Here is a 16,873-nt window from a genome sequence, read left to right as displayed (position 1 = left end):
TCGGTCAGTTCCCTCTCCCTTCGGGAGAGGGCTAGGGTGAGGGGCTTTTGATTTTGCGTTCGGGGGATTGCGTGGAGTGCCTAAATTTTTTCCTCTGACTTCGTTTCTTCGACAGGCTCATTGCGCGTGGACGCGTGGGTGTTTCCAGGGCGGGTCCGCGTCAGCGCCGGATCCGCTCTTTGGCATGTCGATCAGGAGCGAGCGTGATTATTTCCAGACAGTTAACCGGACTGACCTTGGCCGGCGTGGTTTTTGGCCTGAGTGGTTCGGCCCATGCGTTCAGCCCGGCCGCGGATGTCAGCGCCGATATTCGCCGCACTGCTTTTGGCGTGCCGCATATCCGCGCGCAAGACGAGCGCGGGCTGGGTTTTGGTATCGGTTATGCCTATGCGCAGGACAATCTGTGCCTGTTGGCCAACGAGATCGTGACGGTCAATGGCCAGCGTTCCCGTTACTTCGGCCCGGATCAGTTCACCGTCGAACAACGCGAAAACCGCGTCAGCGACGTGTTCTTTAACTGGCTCAATACGCCTGAAGCGGTCAAGGCGTTCTGGCAGGCGCAACCTGCGCAGGTGCGTGATCTGGTCGAGGGTTATGCCGCCGGCTACAACCGTTATCTGGCCGAGCGCCGTCCGCAAGGCTTGCCGCAACAGTGTCAGGGCGAGTGGGTGCGAGATATTGCACCGGAAGATCTGGTGAAGCTGACCCGCCGTCTGTTGGTCGAGGGCGGTGTCGGCCAGTTCGCCGAAGCGTTGGCCGGTGCTACACCGCCGCATGCGAGCGCCGCAATCGAACAAGACGTGCAGGCCTATCAGTTGGCCGATGCGCGTCAGCAGCGCTTTGCCCTGGACCGTGGCAGTAACGCTGTCGCGGTGGGCAGCGAGCGCTCATTCAACGGGCGCGGGATGTTGCTGGCTAACCCGCACTTCCCTTGGGTCGGGGGCATGCGCTTTTATCAGATGCACCTGACCATTCCCGGCAAACTCGACGTCATGGGCGCTGCCTTGCCGGGCCTGCCGATGATCAATATCGGCTTCAATCAGCACCTGGCCTGGACGCACACGGTCGATTCATCGAAACATTTCACGCTCTATCGTCTGCACCTCGACCCGAAGGATTCCACCCGTTATCTGCTCGATGGCAAATCTCTGCCGTTGAACAAACAAACCGTCACCGTGCAGGTGAAACAGGCCGACGGGCAAGTGGTGCCGGTCTCGCGTGATGTCTACAGCTCGCAATTCGGGCCGGTTGTGCAATGGCCGGGCAAGCTCGACTGGGACAATCAGTTCGCCTACAGCTTGCGCGATGCCAATATCGACAATGATCGGGTGCTGAACCAGTGGTACACGATGAATCAGGCGTCCACGCTTCAGGAACTGCAGGATTCAGTGCACAAGATTCAAGGTATTCCGTGGGTCAACACCCTGGCCGTCGATGACAAAGGCCAGACGCTGTACATGAACCTGTCGGTGGTGCCGAACGTCAACGCCGAGAAACTGGCCAAATGCAGCGACCCGCGTATCGGCACACAAATGATCGTGCTCGACGGCTCCAACAGTGCCTGCGCATGGGACATCGACCCGCAAGCTGCGCAGAAAGGCATTTATGCCTCCAGCCAATTACCGCAACTGCTGCGCAAGGATTTCGTCCAGCACTCCAATGACTCGGCGTGGCTGGCCAACCCGGCGCAGCCACTTACCGGTTTCTCGCCGTTGATCAGTCAGGATGGCCAGCCGCTGGGCTTGCGCGCCCGGTTTGCTCTGGATCGTTTGAGCACACTGAGCAAGAAAGGGCCGTTAGCGGTGAAGGATCTGCAGCAGATGGTGATGGACGATCAGGTGTATCTGGCGACGCAGGTGGTGCCGGATCTGTTGAAGTTCTGTGCTGCTGACCTCGGCGCCGATGCTCAGGCCCTTAAACCGGTTTGCGTCAACCTCAAGGCCTGGGATGGCCGCGCCAATCTCGATTCGGGCGTGGGCCTGGTGCACTTCCAGAACATCATGCAGGCCTTGCAGGCTTCGCCGGATGTCTGGCGCGTGGCGTTCGATCCCAAGGATGCGCAACACACTCCGCGTGGCCTCGCAGTCGAGCAGCCAGCGGTGGCCAAGGCGTTGCGTGAGGCCATGCTGGCGTCGGTCGAATCGAGTACAAAAATGGGCCTCACGCCGCAAACCCGCTGGGGTGATATCCAGGTGGTCAGCAGTGGCGGGCAACAGACGCCGATTCACGGCGGGCCGGCTACCCTCGGAATCTACAACGCCATTCAGAGCGTGCCCCGTGAGGATGGCAAACTCGAAGTGGTCAGTGGCACCAGCTACCTGCAAGTCGTGACCTTTGACGACAAGGGCCCGCACGCCCAAGGGCTGCTGGCGTTTTCGCTGTCGAGCGATCCGGCGTCGAAGCATTCGCGGGACCAGACCGAGGCGTTCTCGAAGAAACAGTGGAGTGTGCTGCCGTTCACCGAGCAGCAGATTCAGGCTGACCCGCAGTATCAGGTGCAGACTGTTCGTGAGACGCTGGACAAGGCCGGGAACGTTGCCGCTCAATAAACCTGAGCGTTACTGGTGACGAGCCTGAAGGCCGCATCCTGCAAGGGATGCGGCCTTCAGCTTTTTGGCGGCTGTTGCGGTATCGAGTTGATCACCGGGTTACCTTCCTTGTTACGGCTCAGGTAGACCGGCAGCACTTTGGGCAGGCTGTTGGCGAGGTTGCTTAACTCTTTGATGTTGTAGATGCCACCCACGCGAATCGAACCGGTGCTGTTATCAGCCAGTTCGAGTGGATTGCTCAGATACCGATTGATCAGTGGCAGTGCTTCGCTCAACGCGAGGTTATCCAGCACCAGTTTGCCATTGCGCCACGCCAGTGAAGTGTCGCTGGCGTAAGTCTGGCTGATCTGCGGCATGTAATCGCCTTGCTTGTAACGTGCCTGCATCGACGGGCCGAGGCGCAAGCCGTCGCCTGGCAACGAGCGATTGCTGGTGACCAGCACCGAACCTTCGATCAGGTTCACGCGCACCTGGTCCTGATACATCCAGACGTTGAAGCGTGTCCCCGTGACCCGGATCTTGCCTTCGCCTGCGCGGACGACAAACGGGTGGGCCATGTCGTGACTGACCGTAAAGAACGCTTCACCTTTTTTCAGGGTGACCCGGCGCTCGTCCTTGTAATTGCTGAAGGTCAGGTCGGTGTTGAGGTTCAGTTCGATCTGGCTGCCATCACTGAGCGTGACCTGCCGGACATTATCGGTGGCGGCAAAATGCTCATAGCTGTCGGGCAGCCAGCCCAGGTTCCAGCCAGTGTAAGCGGCCAGTGGCAGGGCGAGCGCACAGACACCGGCTGCAACGGCGAATTGACGCCATGAGCGCGAAGGTCGCGGCGCTGGCACGCCTGACGCAGATTCCGGACGAGGCAAGTGTTCCGCCACGTCCCAGATTTCCAGCATGGCTTCATATTCGAACGCATGCAGTGGATGTGCGTCGTGCCATTGCTTGAACGCGCGATGCTCTTCGTCCGTGCAGTCGGCGGCGTGCAAACGCATGCACCAATGCGCAGCGGCATCGGTGATCGCATCGTATTCGGCTTCCGAGAGGGTGTCTTGGGTCATTGACTCGTCCTGATTTCGCACATTCTAACCTTGTCGGGAAGTGACCGAGAACAACCGTCATGGCATTTACCCATCAAAGTGGAACTTATTTTTCGCTCAGGCACCCAAAAAGCAGGACGCCAATGACCACTATCCACAAATGGAGTGAAAAAATGATCAAAAATACATTCGCAGCCTTAATCGCCACTGCCGGTTTGCTCAGTGCGGGCGCAGCGCTGGCTGACCGGCCGGGCGCAGGCTGGGTCACCATCGAAAAAGCCATCGAGATCGTCAAAACCAAGGCTGGTTACGTCGAGGTCTATGAAATCGAGGCCGACAACAACGGCTACTGGAAGGGCGAAGGGCGCAAGGCTGATGGCGTTGTCTACGAGTTCCGCATCGACGGGGCGTCGGGCAATGTATTGCGCGATCAGAAGGACTGAGTTTCGGCCCGGACCATGACCGATCAAAAGCGCAGGTTCCGACCTGCGCTTTTTTGTGTGTTCAGAGAAGTGGCACGGGTTCCAGTTGACGGCCCATCTCGCAAATAAGACGGGCAATTGAATCGGCGTTGCGCAGGATTACATTGATACGTATATCGGCTGAGCCCTGATCCAGAAACGCGTCGCGCGCCTTGTCCATGTCCGGGCTGAGGGTCAGTGTGAGGATTTCCTTGCCGAGGTCTTCAGCGCCCTCGAGTTTATCCAGGCTCACATACGAGCCATGCTTTTTACTCCATCTTGCAAACAACTCTTCCCGCGGTGTGGTCAGCGACAGTGCCTGGGACTGAAATCTGATCAAATCGTCTTGTATGGCGCGCCCGTAAGAAGTGAACGTTGCAATCAGATCATGAAACGGTCGGCGCGCCTCCAGCGAAGCAATATCTTCGGCTTTGGAGTATTGATGGGCAAACTCGTGAATCAGTGTTGCGGCTTGAGAATGGCCGTCGATATCAAACGCTTCAGATAATACCGGCTCGTACCAGTCGAGCTGTGGGTAGAAGAAGTTTTCCGTGAAGTGCACCATTTTCTTCTCATCGTTGGTCAGCACAAACGCGATGATGGATGAATGGTAGGCGTTGGATCCCACGACGAAGCGTTCGGTGTTCATCAGATTGTCATTGGGGTCTACCAGCGCTTTGCAGATGGGGACTATGGCCTTGTTGAGTTTGCTCAGCAAGTTGGCGTCGACCTGAGAAACATTGAAAAAAACCCTGAGAAAGCCATCCAGTCGACTGCCAGGCACATTGGCTTTCAATTGCGCGAGGTTATGCAGGCTGTTAAACGCATAAAAGCGGGCAAGGTCGACAGCTTGCTGGATAACCCGTGCCTTGCGTGGGTAATGGTGCCGTATATCGTTCATGCCCCGGGCTTCTATGTTTATCATCGCCCGGCGCTCCAGTTCCACGCTGTAGCGCTTGTGCAGTTTCGAAATTGCTTTGCCGTAATGCACCGCGTGACGGTCGGGCGCCAGCACTAGCTGCGAGCCACTCTGTACCAATGAGGGGCCGGGAGTTTCATCGTTGACGATTCTCCACGCCACGCCCGGCTGTTCAACTCGAACCACCTTACCCTCAATGGCGGTATAGGTGAGTTTGCTGACCGGGTCTTCAAATGTGCCGGTTTTCGTATCCTGCTTGAGGTCTTCCAGCGCCACGGCGTTATTTTCAAAGCATTGCAGCGCAGTGCGCAACGGCGAAGTGATTCTGAGCTTTGACCAGGCAGGAGCAATGGGCATGGGTGGCTTGGAGGTGGTGTCGACGACGTCGGTACTGGCTGGAGCGGAGCCGGGAGACGTTGCCGGAACCGGCGTTGCTGCGTTCGCCGAGTGGGACTCCATCATCGACAGTCGTCCCAGACTCAGCATCTGCACGGCGCCTGCGATAAATGACTTGAGCGCTTGTGACCAATGATGCTCCTGCAGGTTTTCCGCAGAATCCTTGAACGCTTTGTAGGCCTGCCAAAGAAATGTCAGGTAGGAGAGTTTGCCCGGCAACAGCCCCGAGGTCAGATGAATACCCTGACTGAACAGGTGTTTAGCGGCTTCCCAATCCGATTGCGCATTGCTCTGCGACTGGCAATTGAGCAACTGTGGTAGCAGCGTGAGGTTGTCACTGAACAACCTGTACAAAAGGTTGCCGCTAATGGGGGTGCTGGACAGTTTCATTTCACTGTTCTCTCCCGCACTCGATTGCAATAGCCCGCGAAACACTTGCTGCTGTGCCTCGGGCAGTCGCCGAATCACCAGATCCTGAAAACTGCCCGGCGTGTTCACGGCGCCAATGACGCTAGCTTCATCGGCAAACTCGCGAAACAGCTGATCCGCGTAGGGTGCGTAAAGTACCAGCGGACCTTGATGTCCGCTGCCGGGACCGATGATGTACAAACCGAGCGCCTGCACTGCGTTTGCGCCTGCGGTTTTGATCAACGACAGCGGCGACACGACGGCATGCGCCCCTGTGACGGTCGCCCGGGCTTTGCCATCCGGCAGATCCAGCACTTGGCACAGGTAATCGAACGCACTGCCCGACAATTGTTGTTGCAGCTTCAACTTGTGAGCGTGCTGAAGTAATTGCCAGGGTAACAAGCGAAGGTAACGCTGCTTGCGCTGTTTGAACCCGGCGTGGCCATCCGAGAATGCTTCGCTGACAGAGTTGGCGAATGTTGTGGGTATTGCCAGGGATAGCAACAGCTGTTGTACCGCGTTCTGATCCAGACCGGTTGGCAATGCTTTGGCTGTTTTCGAGGCAACCTTGAACCCGGTGCCTTGGGCAATGTTGATGTGGTTCAGCGCAAATTCGGTCAGCGCTCGGGGAGGGCCGGCCAACGTCAGATTGGGGATGATCTGAATATCTTGCGGATCAAGGGAGTTACCTGGAAACCGAGCGTCGAGCAGTGCTTTCAGCGTCGTGTTCACATAGTCGGAGAGTGAGGTCAGGCCACTGAGGTAATCCTCGTCGTCGACGACACTTCGGCGCCATTGCTCAAGCAACTCGAGGTGCAGTTGTTGTTCCTCCATGCGTGCCATGCCGAGCCAGGCGGGCAGCGACTGTTGTTGATTGATTGCCTTCGCCAGGTGGATGCTGCGCAGCAGATTGGTGTCGATGGGGGTTCTTTTCAGACTGTTCAGTGCTGCGGGGAGGGTAGACTCGTTTTTCAGTCCTTCGCGAATCCAGGCGCAGCGTGCGAGGAAGTGCTCGATGCCCGATTGCACGCGGTTATGCAGCACATTCTCGTCTATCAGACGCAAGGCACCCAACGTGTAGTTTTTATGGAATGGAAGATCCTGGGGGGTAAGGTTTTCCAGCAGAGAAAGGCGCCCCACAGGATCCTTGAGTCGTCGTTTGAGCGCCAGCCGGGCACTCGAAATGTCGGGAAAAACTTCCAGCCCTTTAGCAGGCGACCATACGATCGTTCTGCCTGAATGCACGTCGTCGAGGCCGCCACGTTCGGTCAGCAGGACACAGTGGGCCAAAGGCAATGGCGACTTCGATCCAGGGTGTTCAACCGTGAGTGACCAGGCGTCAGGCCGAAAGCCATTGAGTGAACGTCGATTGTCACGGCTGGGTTGGTCGGCATGGAAAACGGTATCGACAAGCGCTTTCTCGGCTGCATTGAGCGAGCCACTGAGCAGCCGCACCTCGGCTTCACCGGTGACACCTACAAACAGTGAATGGGCAAGATTTCCCTTGATGCTTTCGAGGAAACGGCGTTGCGCCGCTGGCGTCGTCGTTGGCTGGCTCCTGAATGTTCCGGTGAGCAACGCATCGACGCCGGTCAATGATCTGCGAATCTCGTCAGCTTTGTGTGCCAGCACTTCGGAAGGTTGCTGAACACCGACCAGTACCGGCCGGGTCGACCAGCGCTCACCGGCATCGAGTTCCAGCAATCGTTCGTGAACCATGGCCCGAATATCCAGCGCCTTGTCGAACATGGCATGGATGTCTACGGCGCCATCGCTGCGCCGGTACACCTGCAGGGCATACTCGATGTTCTGTCGTTGCTTGGTAATGATCGCCTCGAACAGCACGTTGAAAATCTCGCCGCTGATGCTCTCTCCGGTGACATGCGGCCGATTGAAGCCGACCAGGCGTTTGCGCTCTTCGAGGTTCAACAGGCCATACAATTCATCTTCATGTCCGGGAGCGCGAAACTTGCTCAACACCGTGTCTTTCAGATCCAGGTAGTCCTTGAGCACCTGCAGGCCATTGCTGGGGGTGTACAGGTAGGCGTTAGCGTCACTGATCATCAACGACCCGGCGAGCTCGACATAGTTGGGTTCGTATTCCCAGAGACGTACATTTTCGATCGTGGGCCGACGGCTCGGCACCGCAGTGGCGCGGATCATGTGATGCAAGGTGGCGAATTGCGAGGCGGTGATGATGCCGGTTTCGCGTTTGATCATCAGGTCGGCCCGGACCTGTTCTTCCAGCACCTGACCGAAGAAAATGCGCCGTTTGGACCCGGCTTTCGCCGGTGTATCCCAGTACTTTTCCATTTCGTTGAACAGCAATACCTGGATTTTTTCCGATGCTTGCTTGAGTGCGTCTTCCCAGATCGCCTGATCGCCGGCAGTCGCAATATGTGCGGGACTGGAAAACTCGTGCAACTGGTTGGCCGGCCAGTCTTGATGTCGATAGAACATCAGCACCGCTTCACTCAAACTCATGGAGGCGTGCCAGTGTCTGGCCGATGTCGTTGCGCTGTGCGTGTCTGCAGATGGTGCGTCGGTGTAGAAGTTGACCCGGGTGCGCGACTGGTTGATGCCGGGAAAGTGATCTTGCAACAGGTCATCGAGGATCGTCTCCAGCAGGGACAAGAGTGATGGCAGTTGCTTGAGGTCACTCAGTACGGCTTCGGCGTTAATCTGCTGGCACGCAAGAATGGCGTTTTTCTGATGGTCGAAAATATCGTCGGCGATGGTTTCGTAAGTGAGTGTCAGGCCACGTTGTTCAACCACCTGTCTGCGTTCTGATAACGCGAGAAACGCCAGGATTTCATCCTCTTCCTCGGCGTTGTTCAAGCGCGTTTCGAGCAAGCTTTTAAGGACAGTGAGGCTTTCGTATTTCTTGATGCCGTCGTACGGCGTGTACAAGAACGCTCGTTTCTTTTCGCAGGTTTCACTGAGAATGAAACTGCCCGTCAGCGTAATCGCGGGCAGCTTGCCGGCGTTGAGTTGAATACGCTGGGCGACCATCGCGGGGGATTGCTGGTCGCGTAACTTCTGGGTGCCCAGTTTCGCGTTAGCCAGCCAATCGAAATCCTTGCTGTCGAGGCCGTGGGTTTTGCCCAACCCCTCCCACAGACCAGGCGAGTTAAAGATTTCGTTAAAGAGCAAAGGGGGCGTGGATTCAGGCATCGTCAAGTCTCGATATGGCGCGATCAGCGCGATAAGTGAGACTCAAGGCTACGAGGCAGCGTTAACGGGCAGGTGGTAGATAGTTATCGCATTGCTGAGAAAGTCTCACCACAGACTGCAGTCGAAGGGTTGACAGTTGACAGCTCCGCCATGGTTAATCGGCGAGCAAATCGTCCATACGCTGTTGTTCCCTCCAATAATCATTCTGGAGCTTCAGATGTCTGCGCCACACGATCATGGGTCTTCTGCTGTCTCGTCCTCGTTATCTCTCGAAGCGCTGACGCAACTGCTTGAAACGATATTTCTGCGCCACGGTACTTCCGCCGAAGTCGCGCAAGTACTGGCCGCCAACTGCGCCGGGGCCGAACGCGATGGTGCCCACAGCCACGGCGTGTTCCGCATTCCCGGCTATGTCTCGACCCTTGAAAGCGGCTGGGTCAACGGGCATGCCGTGCCGCAAGTCGAAGATGTCGCCTCGGGATTTGTCCGTGTCGATGCCGGTAACGGTTTCGCGCAACCGGCGCTGGCCGCGGCCCGGCCGTTGCTGGTGGAGAAGGCGCGAAACGCCGGGATTGCCGTGTTGGCAATTCGTAACTCGCATCACTTCGCCGCGCTGTGGCCGGACGTCGAGCCTTTCGCCGATGAAGGTCTGGTGGCGCTCAGTGTGGTCAACAGCATGACCTGCGTGGTGCCCCATGGCGCCGACCGGCCATTGTTCGGCACCAACCCGATTGCCTTCGCCGCACCACGGGCCGGCGCCGCGCCGATTGTCTTCGATCTGGCCACCAGCGCGATCGCCCATGGCGACGTGCAGATTGCTGCGCGCAAAGGTGAACGGCTGCCGGCCGGGATGGGCGTGGACAGCCTCGGCCAGCCGACTCAGGATCCCAAAGCGATTCTTGAAGGCGGGGCGTTACTGCCGTTCGGTGGCCATAAAGGTTCGGCGCTGTCGATGATGGTCGAGCTGTTGGCCGCAGCGCTCACGGGGGGCAACTTCTCTTTCGAATTCGATTGGTCCAATCATCCCGGGGCGAAAACGCCGTGGACCGGGCAGTTGCTGATCGTCATCGATCCGAGCAAAGCCGCCGGGCAGGGTTTTGCCGAGCGCAGTGGGGAATTGGTGCGGCAGATGCATGGCGTCGGGCTCAAGCGTTTGCCGGGGGATCGTCGGCATTGGCAGCGCAGCAAATCGCTGGCTGAGGGCATTTTGCTGGAGGCGCAGACGCTGGCGCAGTTGCGCGAGTTGGCGGGGGTTTGAGCAAAGAGCAAAAGCCCCTCATCGGAACGCCGCCCGCCTGGCACTCCCGAAACGTCGGACCGCCCATAGGGAGAGGGGACTGACCGAGGTGAATGGGGCGAGGTACGCCGACGTGGGATACCGAGCTGAATTCAATATCTGAATAGCAAAAAAACGGCAGGCATAAAAAAGGCGAACCTAGTGGGTTCGCCTTTTTTTGTGCGGGTTCGACTCAGCGACGGCCGAGCAGCAAACCGACCACCAGACCGAAACCGGCGGAGATCGCCACGGTCTGCCACGGATGGCCGCCGATGTAGCTTTCGGTGGCATCGACCGCCGGTTTGGTGCGGTCACGTACGCTCGACACGGAATCCAGCGCCTGCTGCAGTTTCAGGGCGATTTGTCCGCGCAGCGTTTCCGCTTCTTCGCCGACCAGTGAGGCGCTGCTCTTGAGCAGTTTGTCGGACTCTTCGATCAGAGCCTGAAGTTCGCTGAAGGCCTGATCCTTGATTTGATCTTCGGCGGCTTGCACGGCGGATTTGCGGGCCATTGGGTGACTCCTTGCAGTTGAATGGACAGTGATCAATGGAGTGTGGCGCTTACGGAAAAGTTGCACTGAATTTAGGTCAGAAATAAAAACCTGCGCGGGAGATTTCCGTCGAGCGTGTAAGATGTCGCCATTTTACGCAGCAGGATAATTCCCCATGAGTTTCAATCTGGCCGACAAATCACTCGCAGAGCGCGCCGCGCTGGAAGACGAGAAATCCCGTCTGTTCGAACTCTGGCAGAACAATCTGGGCAAAGCCAAAGGCGAAGCCGCGCGTTTGTTCGGCGAGCGCGGCAAGCGCAAAGGCAAATGGGCCGAGTGGGTCCGTGCCGAACTGGATGGCATGTCGCCGCCAGAATTTGCCAACATGGTGCGCAGTGAAGTCAATCGACTGATGGCCGCCAACAAGTAATGCCTCAGGTGAAGGTCGCGGCAATCACCTCGCGAACCTTGACCACCACCGGATCGATCTGCGTGCTGGTGCGCCAGCCCAGTTCGATCGGATAACGCGGCAAACTCAGCGGGCAGGGCAGCAGCGCCAGACCGCTGAGCGCCGCGATACTTTCGGCGGCATGCGCCGGAATCGTCGCCACCGCCCGACTGCCCTTGAGCAGCCAGGGCAACGCGGCGAAATGCGTGGTCGAGGCGCACACCCGTCGACTCAGGCCCAGCGCCGCCAAACCCTCATCGGTGATGCCGATAAAACCGCCGGAAGACACCAGAAGGTGCTCGCGGGCGACGAATTCTTCAAGATCAATCTGCTGCTGACCGGGCGTAAGGCTTGCCGGATCGATCAGGCACGCATATCCCCCTTCGCCCAACACCTGCCGGCTGAGCAGGCGTTCGGCAAAGCCACCCGCAGTGATTGCCAGGTCGATGCTGCGCTCCATCAGGTCGCGCGCGACGATCTGGCTGTGGGTCTGTCGGAAAATCAAGCGCAGCTTCGGTGCACTGCGGGCAATTTCCTCGATCAAGCGGCGACCGTAGGCAATCTCGAAGTCATCCGACAGCCCGACAATCACCGAGCGGCCGTCGTATTGATTGGCTGCGGGATCGACCATCGCCAGGCTCTGCCGGCATTTCTTCAGCGCTTCGCTGATCACCGGTTTCAATTGACTGGCTTTGAGCGTCGGCGCCAGTCCGCGCCCGGTACGCACGAACAACTGATCGCCATAGACCTCGCGCAGTCGGCGCAACGCCGCACTGACCGCCGATTGCGTGACGCCCAGACGCAACGCTGCGCGGCTGGCGCTGGATTCTTCGTGCAGGGCTTCAAAGACTTTCAGCAGATTGAGGTCGACGGTAGCGATATTCATTTGGTTCATATCATTCAGCAGCGAGCGGGGCTTTATTCATGATCGCGTGACGCCGCAGAATCGGCAACCACTGAACCTGATGGAGTTACCGCGATGGCCAAATCAATCGTTGCTGCGCTGCAAATCGGCGCCTTGCCCGAAGGCAAAAACGCGACTCTGGAACAGATTCTGAGTTGGGAGGGCGCGATCATTGAATCCGCAGCGGCATTGGTGGTGATGCCCGAAGCGCTGCTGGGCGGCTATCCGAAAGGCGAGGGTTTCGGCACGCAATTGGGTTATCGCCTGCCAGAAGGGCGCGAAGCCTATGCCCGATATTTCGCCAACGCGATCGATGTGCCGGGCGCCGAGACTGAAGCGCTGGCGGCAATGTCGGCGCGAACCGGGGCGAACCTGGTAATCGGTGTGATTGAACGTGCTGGCAGCACGCTGTATTGCACCGCGCTGTATTTCGACCCGCAGGCCGGCCTCGTCGGCAAACACCGCAAACTGATGCCCACCGGCACCGAACGGCTGATCTGGGGCAAGGGCGACGGTTCAACTTTGCCGGTGTTCGACAGCCAGGTCGGCAAGCTCGGCGCCGTAGTGTGCTGGGAAAACATGATGCCGCTGCTGCGCACGGCCATGTACGCCAAGGGCATTGAAGTCTGGTGCGCGCCGACCGTCGATGAGCGCGAGATGTGGCAGGTCAGCATGCGTCACATTGCTCATGAAGGTCGCTGCTTTGTGGTCAGTGCCTGTCAGGTGCAGGCCTCGCCTCAGGCGCTGGGTGTCGAGATTGCCAACTGGCCGGCGGATCGACCGCTGATTGCCGGTGGCAGCGTGATTGTCGGGCCGATGGGCGATGTGCTGGCGGGGCCGTTACGCGGTGAGGCGGGGTTGCTTACGGCGGAAATCGACACCGATGAACTGGTGCGTGCGCGCTATGACTACGATGTGGTCGGCCACTATGCGCGGCCGGATGTGTTTGAGTTGTCAGTAGATGAACGCGCCAAACCCGGGGTGCGCTTCAACACCTGACCCACTGCCTTGGTAACCCCTACAATGGATCGGTGGTGTGTCTGGAAATCAGTGGCGTTGCTGCCATTCTTCCCGGGTAATTTCCCAAAGCTCCCGAGGGAGACGCCCACCGACAAAATCGCCTTCATCTGTCCGGATCAAGCGCATCCCCGCGCGTTCCGAGAGCTTGCGCGAGCCGATGTTCGGCGCGGCCTTCGGCACGCGCATCACTGGGCGCTGAAGTACGTTGAACCAGTAATCGGTCACCACCGTGCAGGCTTCCGTCATCAAACCCTGACCTTGCCACGCCGGCGCCAGCCAGAAGCCGCGGTGGTTGTCTGCCTGATCCATCAGGCTGATCTTGCCGATCAATTGTTCCGGTGCCGATTTCAGGCGAATCGTCCAAGGCCATTCCTTGCCCGCCGCGACCGCCGGCAAGACAATGTCGCGCAGATAGGCGAGGGCACCGCCCTCCGGGTACGGCCAAGGCACGGCCGCGTTCAGATAACGCACCACGTCCCAATGCGCAAATTCGCGCTGCACGGCTTCGGCATCGGCCAGTTGCAATGGGCGCAGGATCAGTCGTTCGGTGTACAGCGTCGGCATGTCTTCCATAAACCTGCAGTCTCCATGAGTTTCTTTCAGGAACGAAGCAGGTTAACGCATTTTTACCAGGTGGCGGCAGTGGCCTTGGGCAGGCTGAGCTTGCCGCTGTCGACAAAGCGCATGGTGCCAAACAGACCGCCGGCAAGCTTGCCGCGCAGCACATAGGGCAGGTTATCGAGGGTTTGCGTCTGACTCAGGCCCAACGTCTGGCGCAGCACCGAGAACGCCGAGATGCTGACCGGTACGCTGACGATGGTTTCGGAAAAACGCGGGATCGAGCCGCTCTGATCGCTGACACCCGAGGCCAGCGAATGGCCGTTGACCTCAAGATCCAGCGCGATACCGTTGTAGTCGATGGCCGTTTCATTGGGGTTTTGCACGCGAATCCTGATGGCGAAACGCACTTCCAGATCCTGGCTCGGCAACGGTTCGAGGCCGACTACGTTGATGTTCACCGGATCACGGTTGGGGAACAGCGCACAGGCGCTGAGCGACAGTAGAAGCAGTGACAGAATGACGGCTTGGAAGCGGCGCATAAACGGTCTCTCAACAAAAAAGGGCTGAACCGCGATCGGTTCAGCCCTTTCTGTTAAAGGCCAGACGTTAGCGGTTCAACTGTGCGACAGCCGCCGCCGGGGCAGGTTCACCTTTGGCCGGCATGTCCGGGTTTTCCATGACCCGAAGAATAGAAGCTTCCGGGTCGAAATCGTCTTCTTCCAGTTCGATGAACTCTTCAGGCAGGAAGATATTCAGCACGATAGCGCACAACGCACCGACGGTGATTGGCGATTCGAAGATGTTGCGCAGCGCTTGCGGCAGTTCGCGCAATACTTCCGGTACAGCAGCGATGCCCAGGCCCATGCCCAGCGAAATCGCCACGATCAGCATGTTGCGCCGATGCAGGCCGGCTTCGGCGAGGATCTTGATCCCGGCCACCGCGACGGTGCCAAACATCACCAGTTCGGCGCCGCCGAGTACCGGTTTCGGCATCAGTTGCAGCACCGCGCCGATCATCGGGAACAGGCCCAGCAGCACCAGCAAACCGGCAATGAAAAAGGCGACGTAGCGGCTGGCGACGCCGGTGAGCTGAATCACGCCGTTGTTCTGCGCGAAGGTCACCATCGGCATGCTGTTGAACACAGCGGCCATCGCCGAGTTGAGGCCGTCGGCGAGCAGGCCGGACTTGATTCGGCGGATGTACAGCGGGCCTTTGACCGGTTGCCGGGAGATCATCGAGTTGGCCGTCAAGTCACCCGCAGCCTCCAGCGGCGACACGAGGAAAATCACCGCCACCGGCACGAACGCCACCCAGTCGAAGTTGAAACCGTACTTGAACGGCACCGGCACGCTGACCAGCGGCACTTCGGGCATCGAGGCGAAGTCCACGGTGCCCATCAGCCACGCGACCACATAGCCCAAAGTCAGGCCGATAACGATCGCGCCCAGGCGCAGAAACGGCACGTCGACGCGGTTCAGCACAACGATGGTGCCGATCACCAGTGCTGCCAGGAAGATGTGGCTGGCCGCGCCCAGATCAGGCGCACCGAAACCGCCGGCAATGTCGGTCATTGCCACTTTGATCAGTGACAGGCCCATCAACGTGATGATGGTGCCGGTGACCACCGGGGTGATCAGCATGCGCAGTTTGCCGATGAACTGGCTCAGCACCACTTCGATGAAGGCGGCGAAAAAGCACACGCCGAAGATCGTCGAGAGGATTTCATCGGTGCCGCCACCGCGCGCCTTGACCATGAACCCGGCGCTGAGAATCACGCTGATAAAGGAAAAACTGGTGCCTTGCAGGCACAACAATCCCGAACCGACCGGACCGAAACGCTTGGCCTGGACGAAGGTGCCGAGCCCGGAGACGAACAGCGCCATGCTGATCAGGTAAGGAATTTCACTGTGCAGACCGAGGGCGCCGCCCATGATCAGGGTGGGGGTGATGATGCCGACGAAGCTCGCCAGCACGTGTTGCAGCGCGGCAAACACGGTGGCAGTCAGGTGCGGGCGGTCGTTGAGGCCGTAGATCAGATCGTTGTTGCGCGGGGCTTTTTCAGAGGCGGTCATGGTGTTTTGCGCGCCGCGAGGCGGGGCCGGGTCAGAAAATGGAGGCGCAGGATGCCGGAAGCGGGCGGCGAGGGCAACGAGCAATAACTGCCTGAAAGGTCAGGTTTTATTGGCCGCTAGCGGCAAACGCCCGTGTAGGAGCTGTCGAGTGAAACGAGGCTGCGATCTTTTAAGATCAAAAGATCGTCCGATCGCGGCCCGAGCCTGCGGCAGCTCCTACACGAGATTGAATGCGGCCAGTAAATCCTCTTCAAAAGCTTTTTGCGCATCCCCCGGCACCTGCGCCCGGTGCCGGGCCAGATGAAAGGCTACGTCAAAACTCAATTCGCCCTCGCGGATTGGCCGCAGCAGGCCCTTGGCTTGCCAGCCCCGCGCATAGTGATCGGGCAGATAACCGACATGTTTGCCGGACAGAATAAAGGTCAGCGTGCCTTCAACCTGCTCCGACCGCGCCGAGCAGACCTTGCCCTGAAACGGTTCGTCACTGCGCAAAAAGCGGTAGGGGTGGTCAACCCGGTCGCAGGCTTGCAACGCGGCATCGCTGGGCATGTCATCGGTAAACGACGGATGGCCGGCAGCGCAGTACAAATGCTGGGTTTCGCTGAACAACTGGCGATAGTCGAAGGCACTTTGCACTTGCGAGAAATAACCGATCGCCAGATCCAGCCGCTGTTGCAACAGCAGCCGTTCCATCTCGCCGGGCATGGCACTGATCAATTCGATGCGTACAGATTCATCGCGCTCGCGAAAGCGTCGGATCGCCACCGCCACGCGCTGCAGCACCGACTGATCGACCGATTCGGAAATCCCCAGACGCACTTCACCGATCAAGCGCCCGGCGACGCCGTTGGATTGATGGCGGAAGGTTTCAATCGATTCAAACAACGTGCGCACCGCGATCAAAAGCTGCTCGCCCTTGGGTGTAACGCTGAAGCCACCCTTGCCACGGCTGCACAAACGGTAACCGAGGCGGGTTTCCAGTTTGGCCATTTGCTGGCTGATGCTCGACTGGCTCAGGCCCAGATCACCTTGGGCAGCGCTGAAGCCACCGCACTCGACCACCCGCACAAACAGGCGCAACAGCTGCAAATCCACTTCGTGCAGTTGACCCAACATCACATTACTCCGGGATAAAGTCAGGATGATTATTCGACTAT

At 58.7% G+C, this 16,873-nt stretch carries 14 protein-coding genes; 6 read left to right on the top strand and 8 right to left on the bottom strand.

The window, feature by feature from the left end:
- Positions 1 to 203: 203 nt before the first annotated feature.
- Positions 204 to 2,549, top strand: a complete 2,346-nt coding sequence (locus FGA82_RS01275) for a bifunctional acylase PvdQ (RefSeq protein ID WP_141125748.1) — start codon at positions 204 to 206, stop codon at positions 2,547 to 2,549.
- 56 nt (positions 2,550 to 2,605) lie between these two features.
- Here the strand turns inward: FGA82_RS01275 and FGA82_RS01270 are convergent, their stop codons facing one another.
- Positions 2,606 to 3,607 carry a FecR family protein gene (locus tag FGA82_RS01270; protein ID WP_141125747.1) on the bottom strand — a complete coding sequence of 334 codons (1,002 nt, stop codon included), beginning with the start codon at positions 3,605 to 3,607 and terminating at the stop codon, positions 2,606 to 2,608.
- A 152-nt stretch (positions 3,608 to 3,759) separates the two neighbouring features.
- Between FGA82_RS01270 and FGA82_RS01265 the strand changes: the two genes are divergently transcribed.
- Positions 3,760 to 4,029 (top strand): PepSY domain-containing protein, encoded by a 270-nt coding sequence (locus FGA82_RS01265; protein WP_141125746.1) that lies wholly within the window; start codon positions 3,760 to 3,762, stop codon positions 4,027 to 4,029.
- Positions 4,030 to 4,090: 61 nt separating this feature from the next.
- Here the strand turns inward: FGA82_RS01265 and FGA82_RS01260 are convergent, their stop codons facing one another.
- Positions 4,091 to 8,230 (bottom strand): dermonecrotic toxin domain-containing protein, encoded by a 4,140-nt coding sequence (locus tag FGA82_RS01260; protein ID WP_249384205.1) that lies wholly within the window; start codon positions 8,228 to 8,230, stop codon positions 4,091 to 4,093.
- Positions 8,231 to 8,416: 186 nt separating this feature from the next.
- On the opposite strand from FGA82_RS01260, the gene FGA82_RS32365 reads away from it, so the two are divergent.
- Both FGA82_RS32365 and FGA82_RS01255 read left to right on the top strand, forming a co-directional pair.
- Positions 8,417 to 8,560, top strand: coding sequence for a hypothetical protein (locus FGA82_RS32365; protein WP_249384202.1), 144 nt, complete (start codon positions 8,417 to 8,419; stop codon positions 8,558 to 8,560).
- Between the two features lie 601 nt (positions 8,561 to 9,161).
- Entirely contained in the window at positions 9,162 to 10,202 is a 1,041-nt protein-coding gene (locus tag FGA82_RS01255; protein ID WP_141125744.1) for an Ldh family oxidoreductase, read from the top strand.
- 211 nt (positions 10,203 to 10,413) lie between these two features.
- Here the strand turns inward: FGA82_RS01255 and FGA82_RS01250 are convergent, their stop codons facing one another.
- Positions 10,414 to 10,731, bottom strand: coding sequence for a DUF883 family protein (locus FGA82_RS01250; RefSeq protein ID WP_016982860.1), 318 nt, complete (start codon positions 10,729 to 10,731; stop codon positions 10,414 to 10,416).
- 154 nt (positions 10,732 to 10,885) lie between these two features.
- On the opposite strand from FGA82_RS01250, the gene FGA82_RS01245 reads away from it, so the two are divergent.
- Positions 10,886 to 11,140 (top strand): hypothetical protein, encoded by a 255-nt coding sequence (locus FGA82_RS01245; RefSeq protein WP_007917411.1) that lies wholly within the window; start codon positions 10,886 to 10,888, stop codon positions 11,138 to 11,140.
- 4 nt (positions 11,141 to 11,144) lie between these two features.
- Here FGA82_RS01245 and FGA82_RS01240 read toward each other — a convergent pair whose 3' ends face one another.
- Entirely contained in the window at positions 11,145 to 12,053 is a 909-nt protein-coding gene (locus FGA82_RS01240; protein WP_141125743.1) for a LysR family transcriptional regulator, read from the bottom strand.
- Between the two features lie 84 nt (positions 12,054 to 12,137).
- On the opposite strand from FGA82_RS01240, the gene FGA82_RS01235 reads away from it, so the two are divergent.
- Positions 12,138 to 13,061: a carbon-nitrogen hydrolase family protein gene (locus FGA82_RS01235; RefSeq protein ID WP_141125742.1), complete on the top strand. Its 924-nt coding sequence runs from the start codon at positions 12,138 to 12,140 to the stop codon at positions 13,059 to 13,061.
- 48 nt (positions 13,062 to 13,109) lie between these two features.
- Here the strand turns inward: FGA82_RS01235 and FGA82_RS01230 are convergent, their stop codons facing one another.
- The 4 genes from FGA82_RS01230 to FGA82_RS01215 form a co-directional block, all read right to left on the bottom strand.
- The gene (locus tag FGA82_RS01230) at positions 13,110 to 13,655 is read right to left on the bottom strand and encodes a GNAT family N-acetyltransferase (protein ID WP_141125741.1); all 546 of its coding nucleotides are present in this window, start codon (positions 13,653 to 13,655) and stop codon (positions 13,110 to 13,112) included.
- 53 nt (positions 13,656 to 13,708) lie between these two features.
- On the bottom strand, positions 13,709 to 14,182 hold the full coding sequence (locus tag FGA82_RS01225; protein ID WP_141125740.1) for an LEA type 2 family protein: 474 nt from the start codon (positions 14,180 to 14,182) through the stop codon (positions 13,709 to 13,711).
- Between the two features lie 67 nt (positions 14,183 to 14,249).
- Positions 14,250 to 15,716, bottom strand: coding sequence for a nucleobase:cation symporter-2 family protein (locus FGA82_RS01220; protein WP_141125739.1), 1,467 nt, complete (start codon positions 15,714 to 15,716; stop codon positions 14,250 to 14,252).
- A 216-nt stretch (positions 15,717 to 15,932) separates the two neighbouring features.
- The gene (locus FGA82_RS01215) at positions 15,933 to 16,832 is read right to left on the bottom strand and encodes a LysR family transcriptional regulator (RefSeq protein WP_141125738.1); all 900 of its coding nucleotides are present in this window, start codon (positions 16,830 to 16,832) and stop codon (positions 15,933 to 15,935) included.
- Positions 16,833 to 16,873: the final 41 nt, after the last annotated feature.

Origin of the sequence: Pseudomonas fluorescens, from assembly GCF_005938625.1 — a bacterium.
GTDB classification, from domain to species: Bacteria; Pseudomonadota; Gammaproteobacteria; order Pseudomonadales; family Pseudomonadaceae; genus Aquipseudomonas; species Aquipseudomonas fluorescens_BD.
The sequence above is the reverse complement of the archived record's forward strand: the minus strand, read 5'-3'. Positions and strand labels throughout refer to the sequence as shown.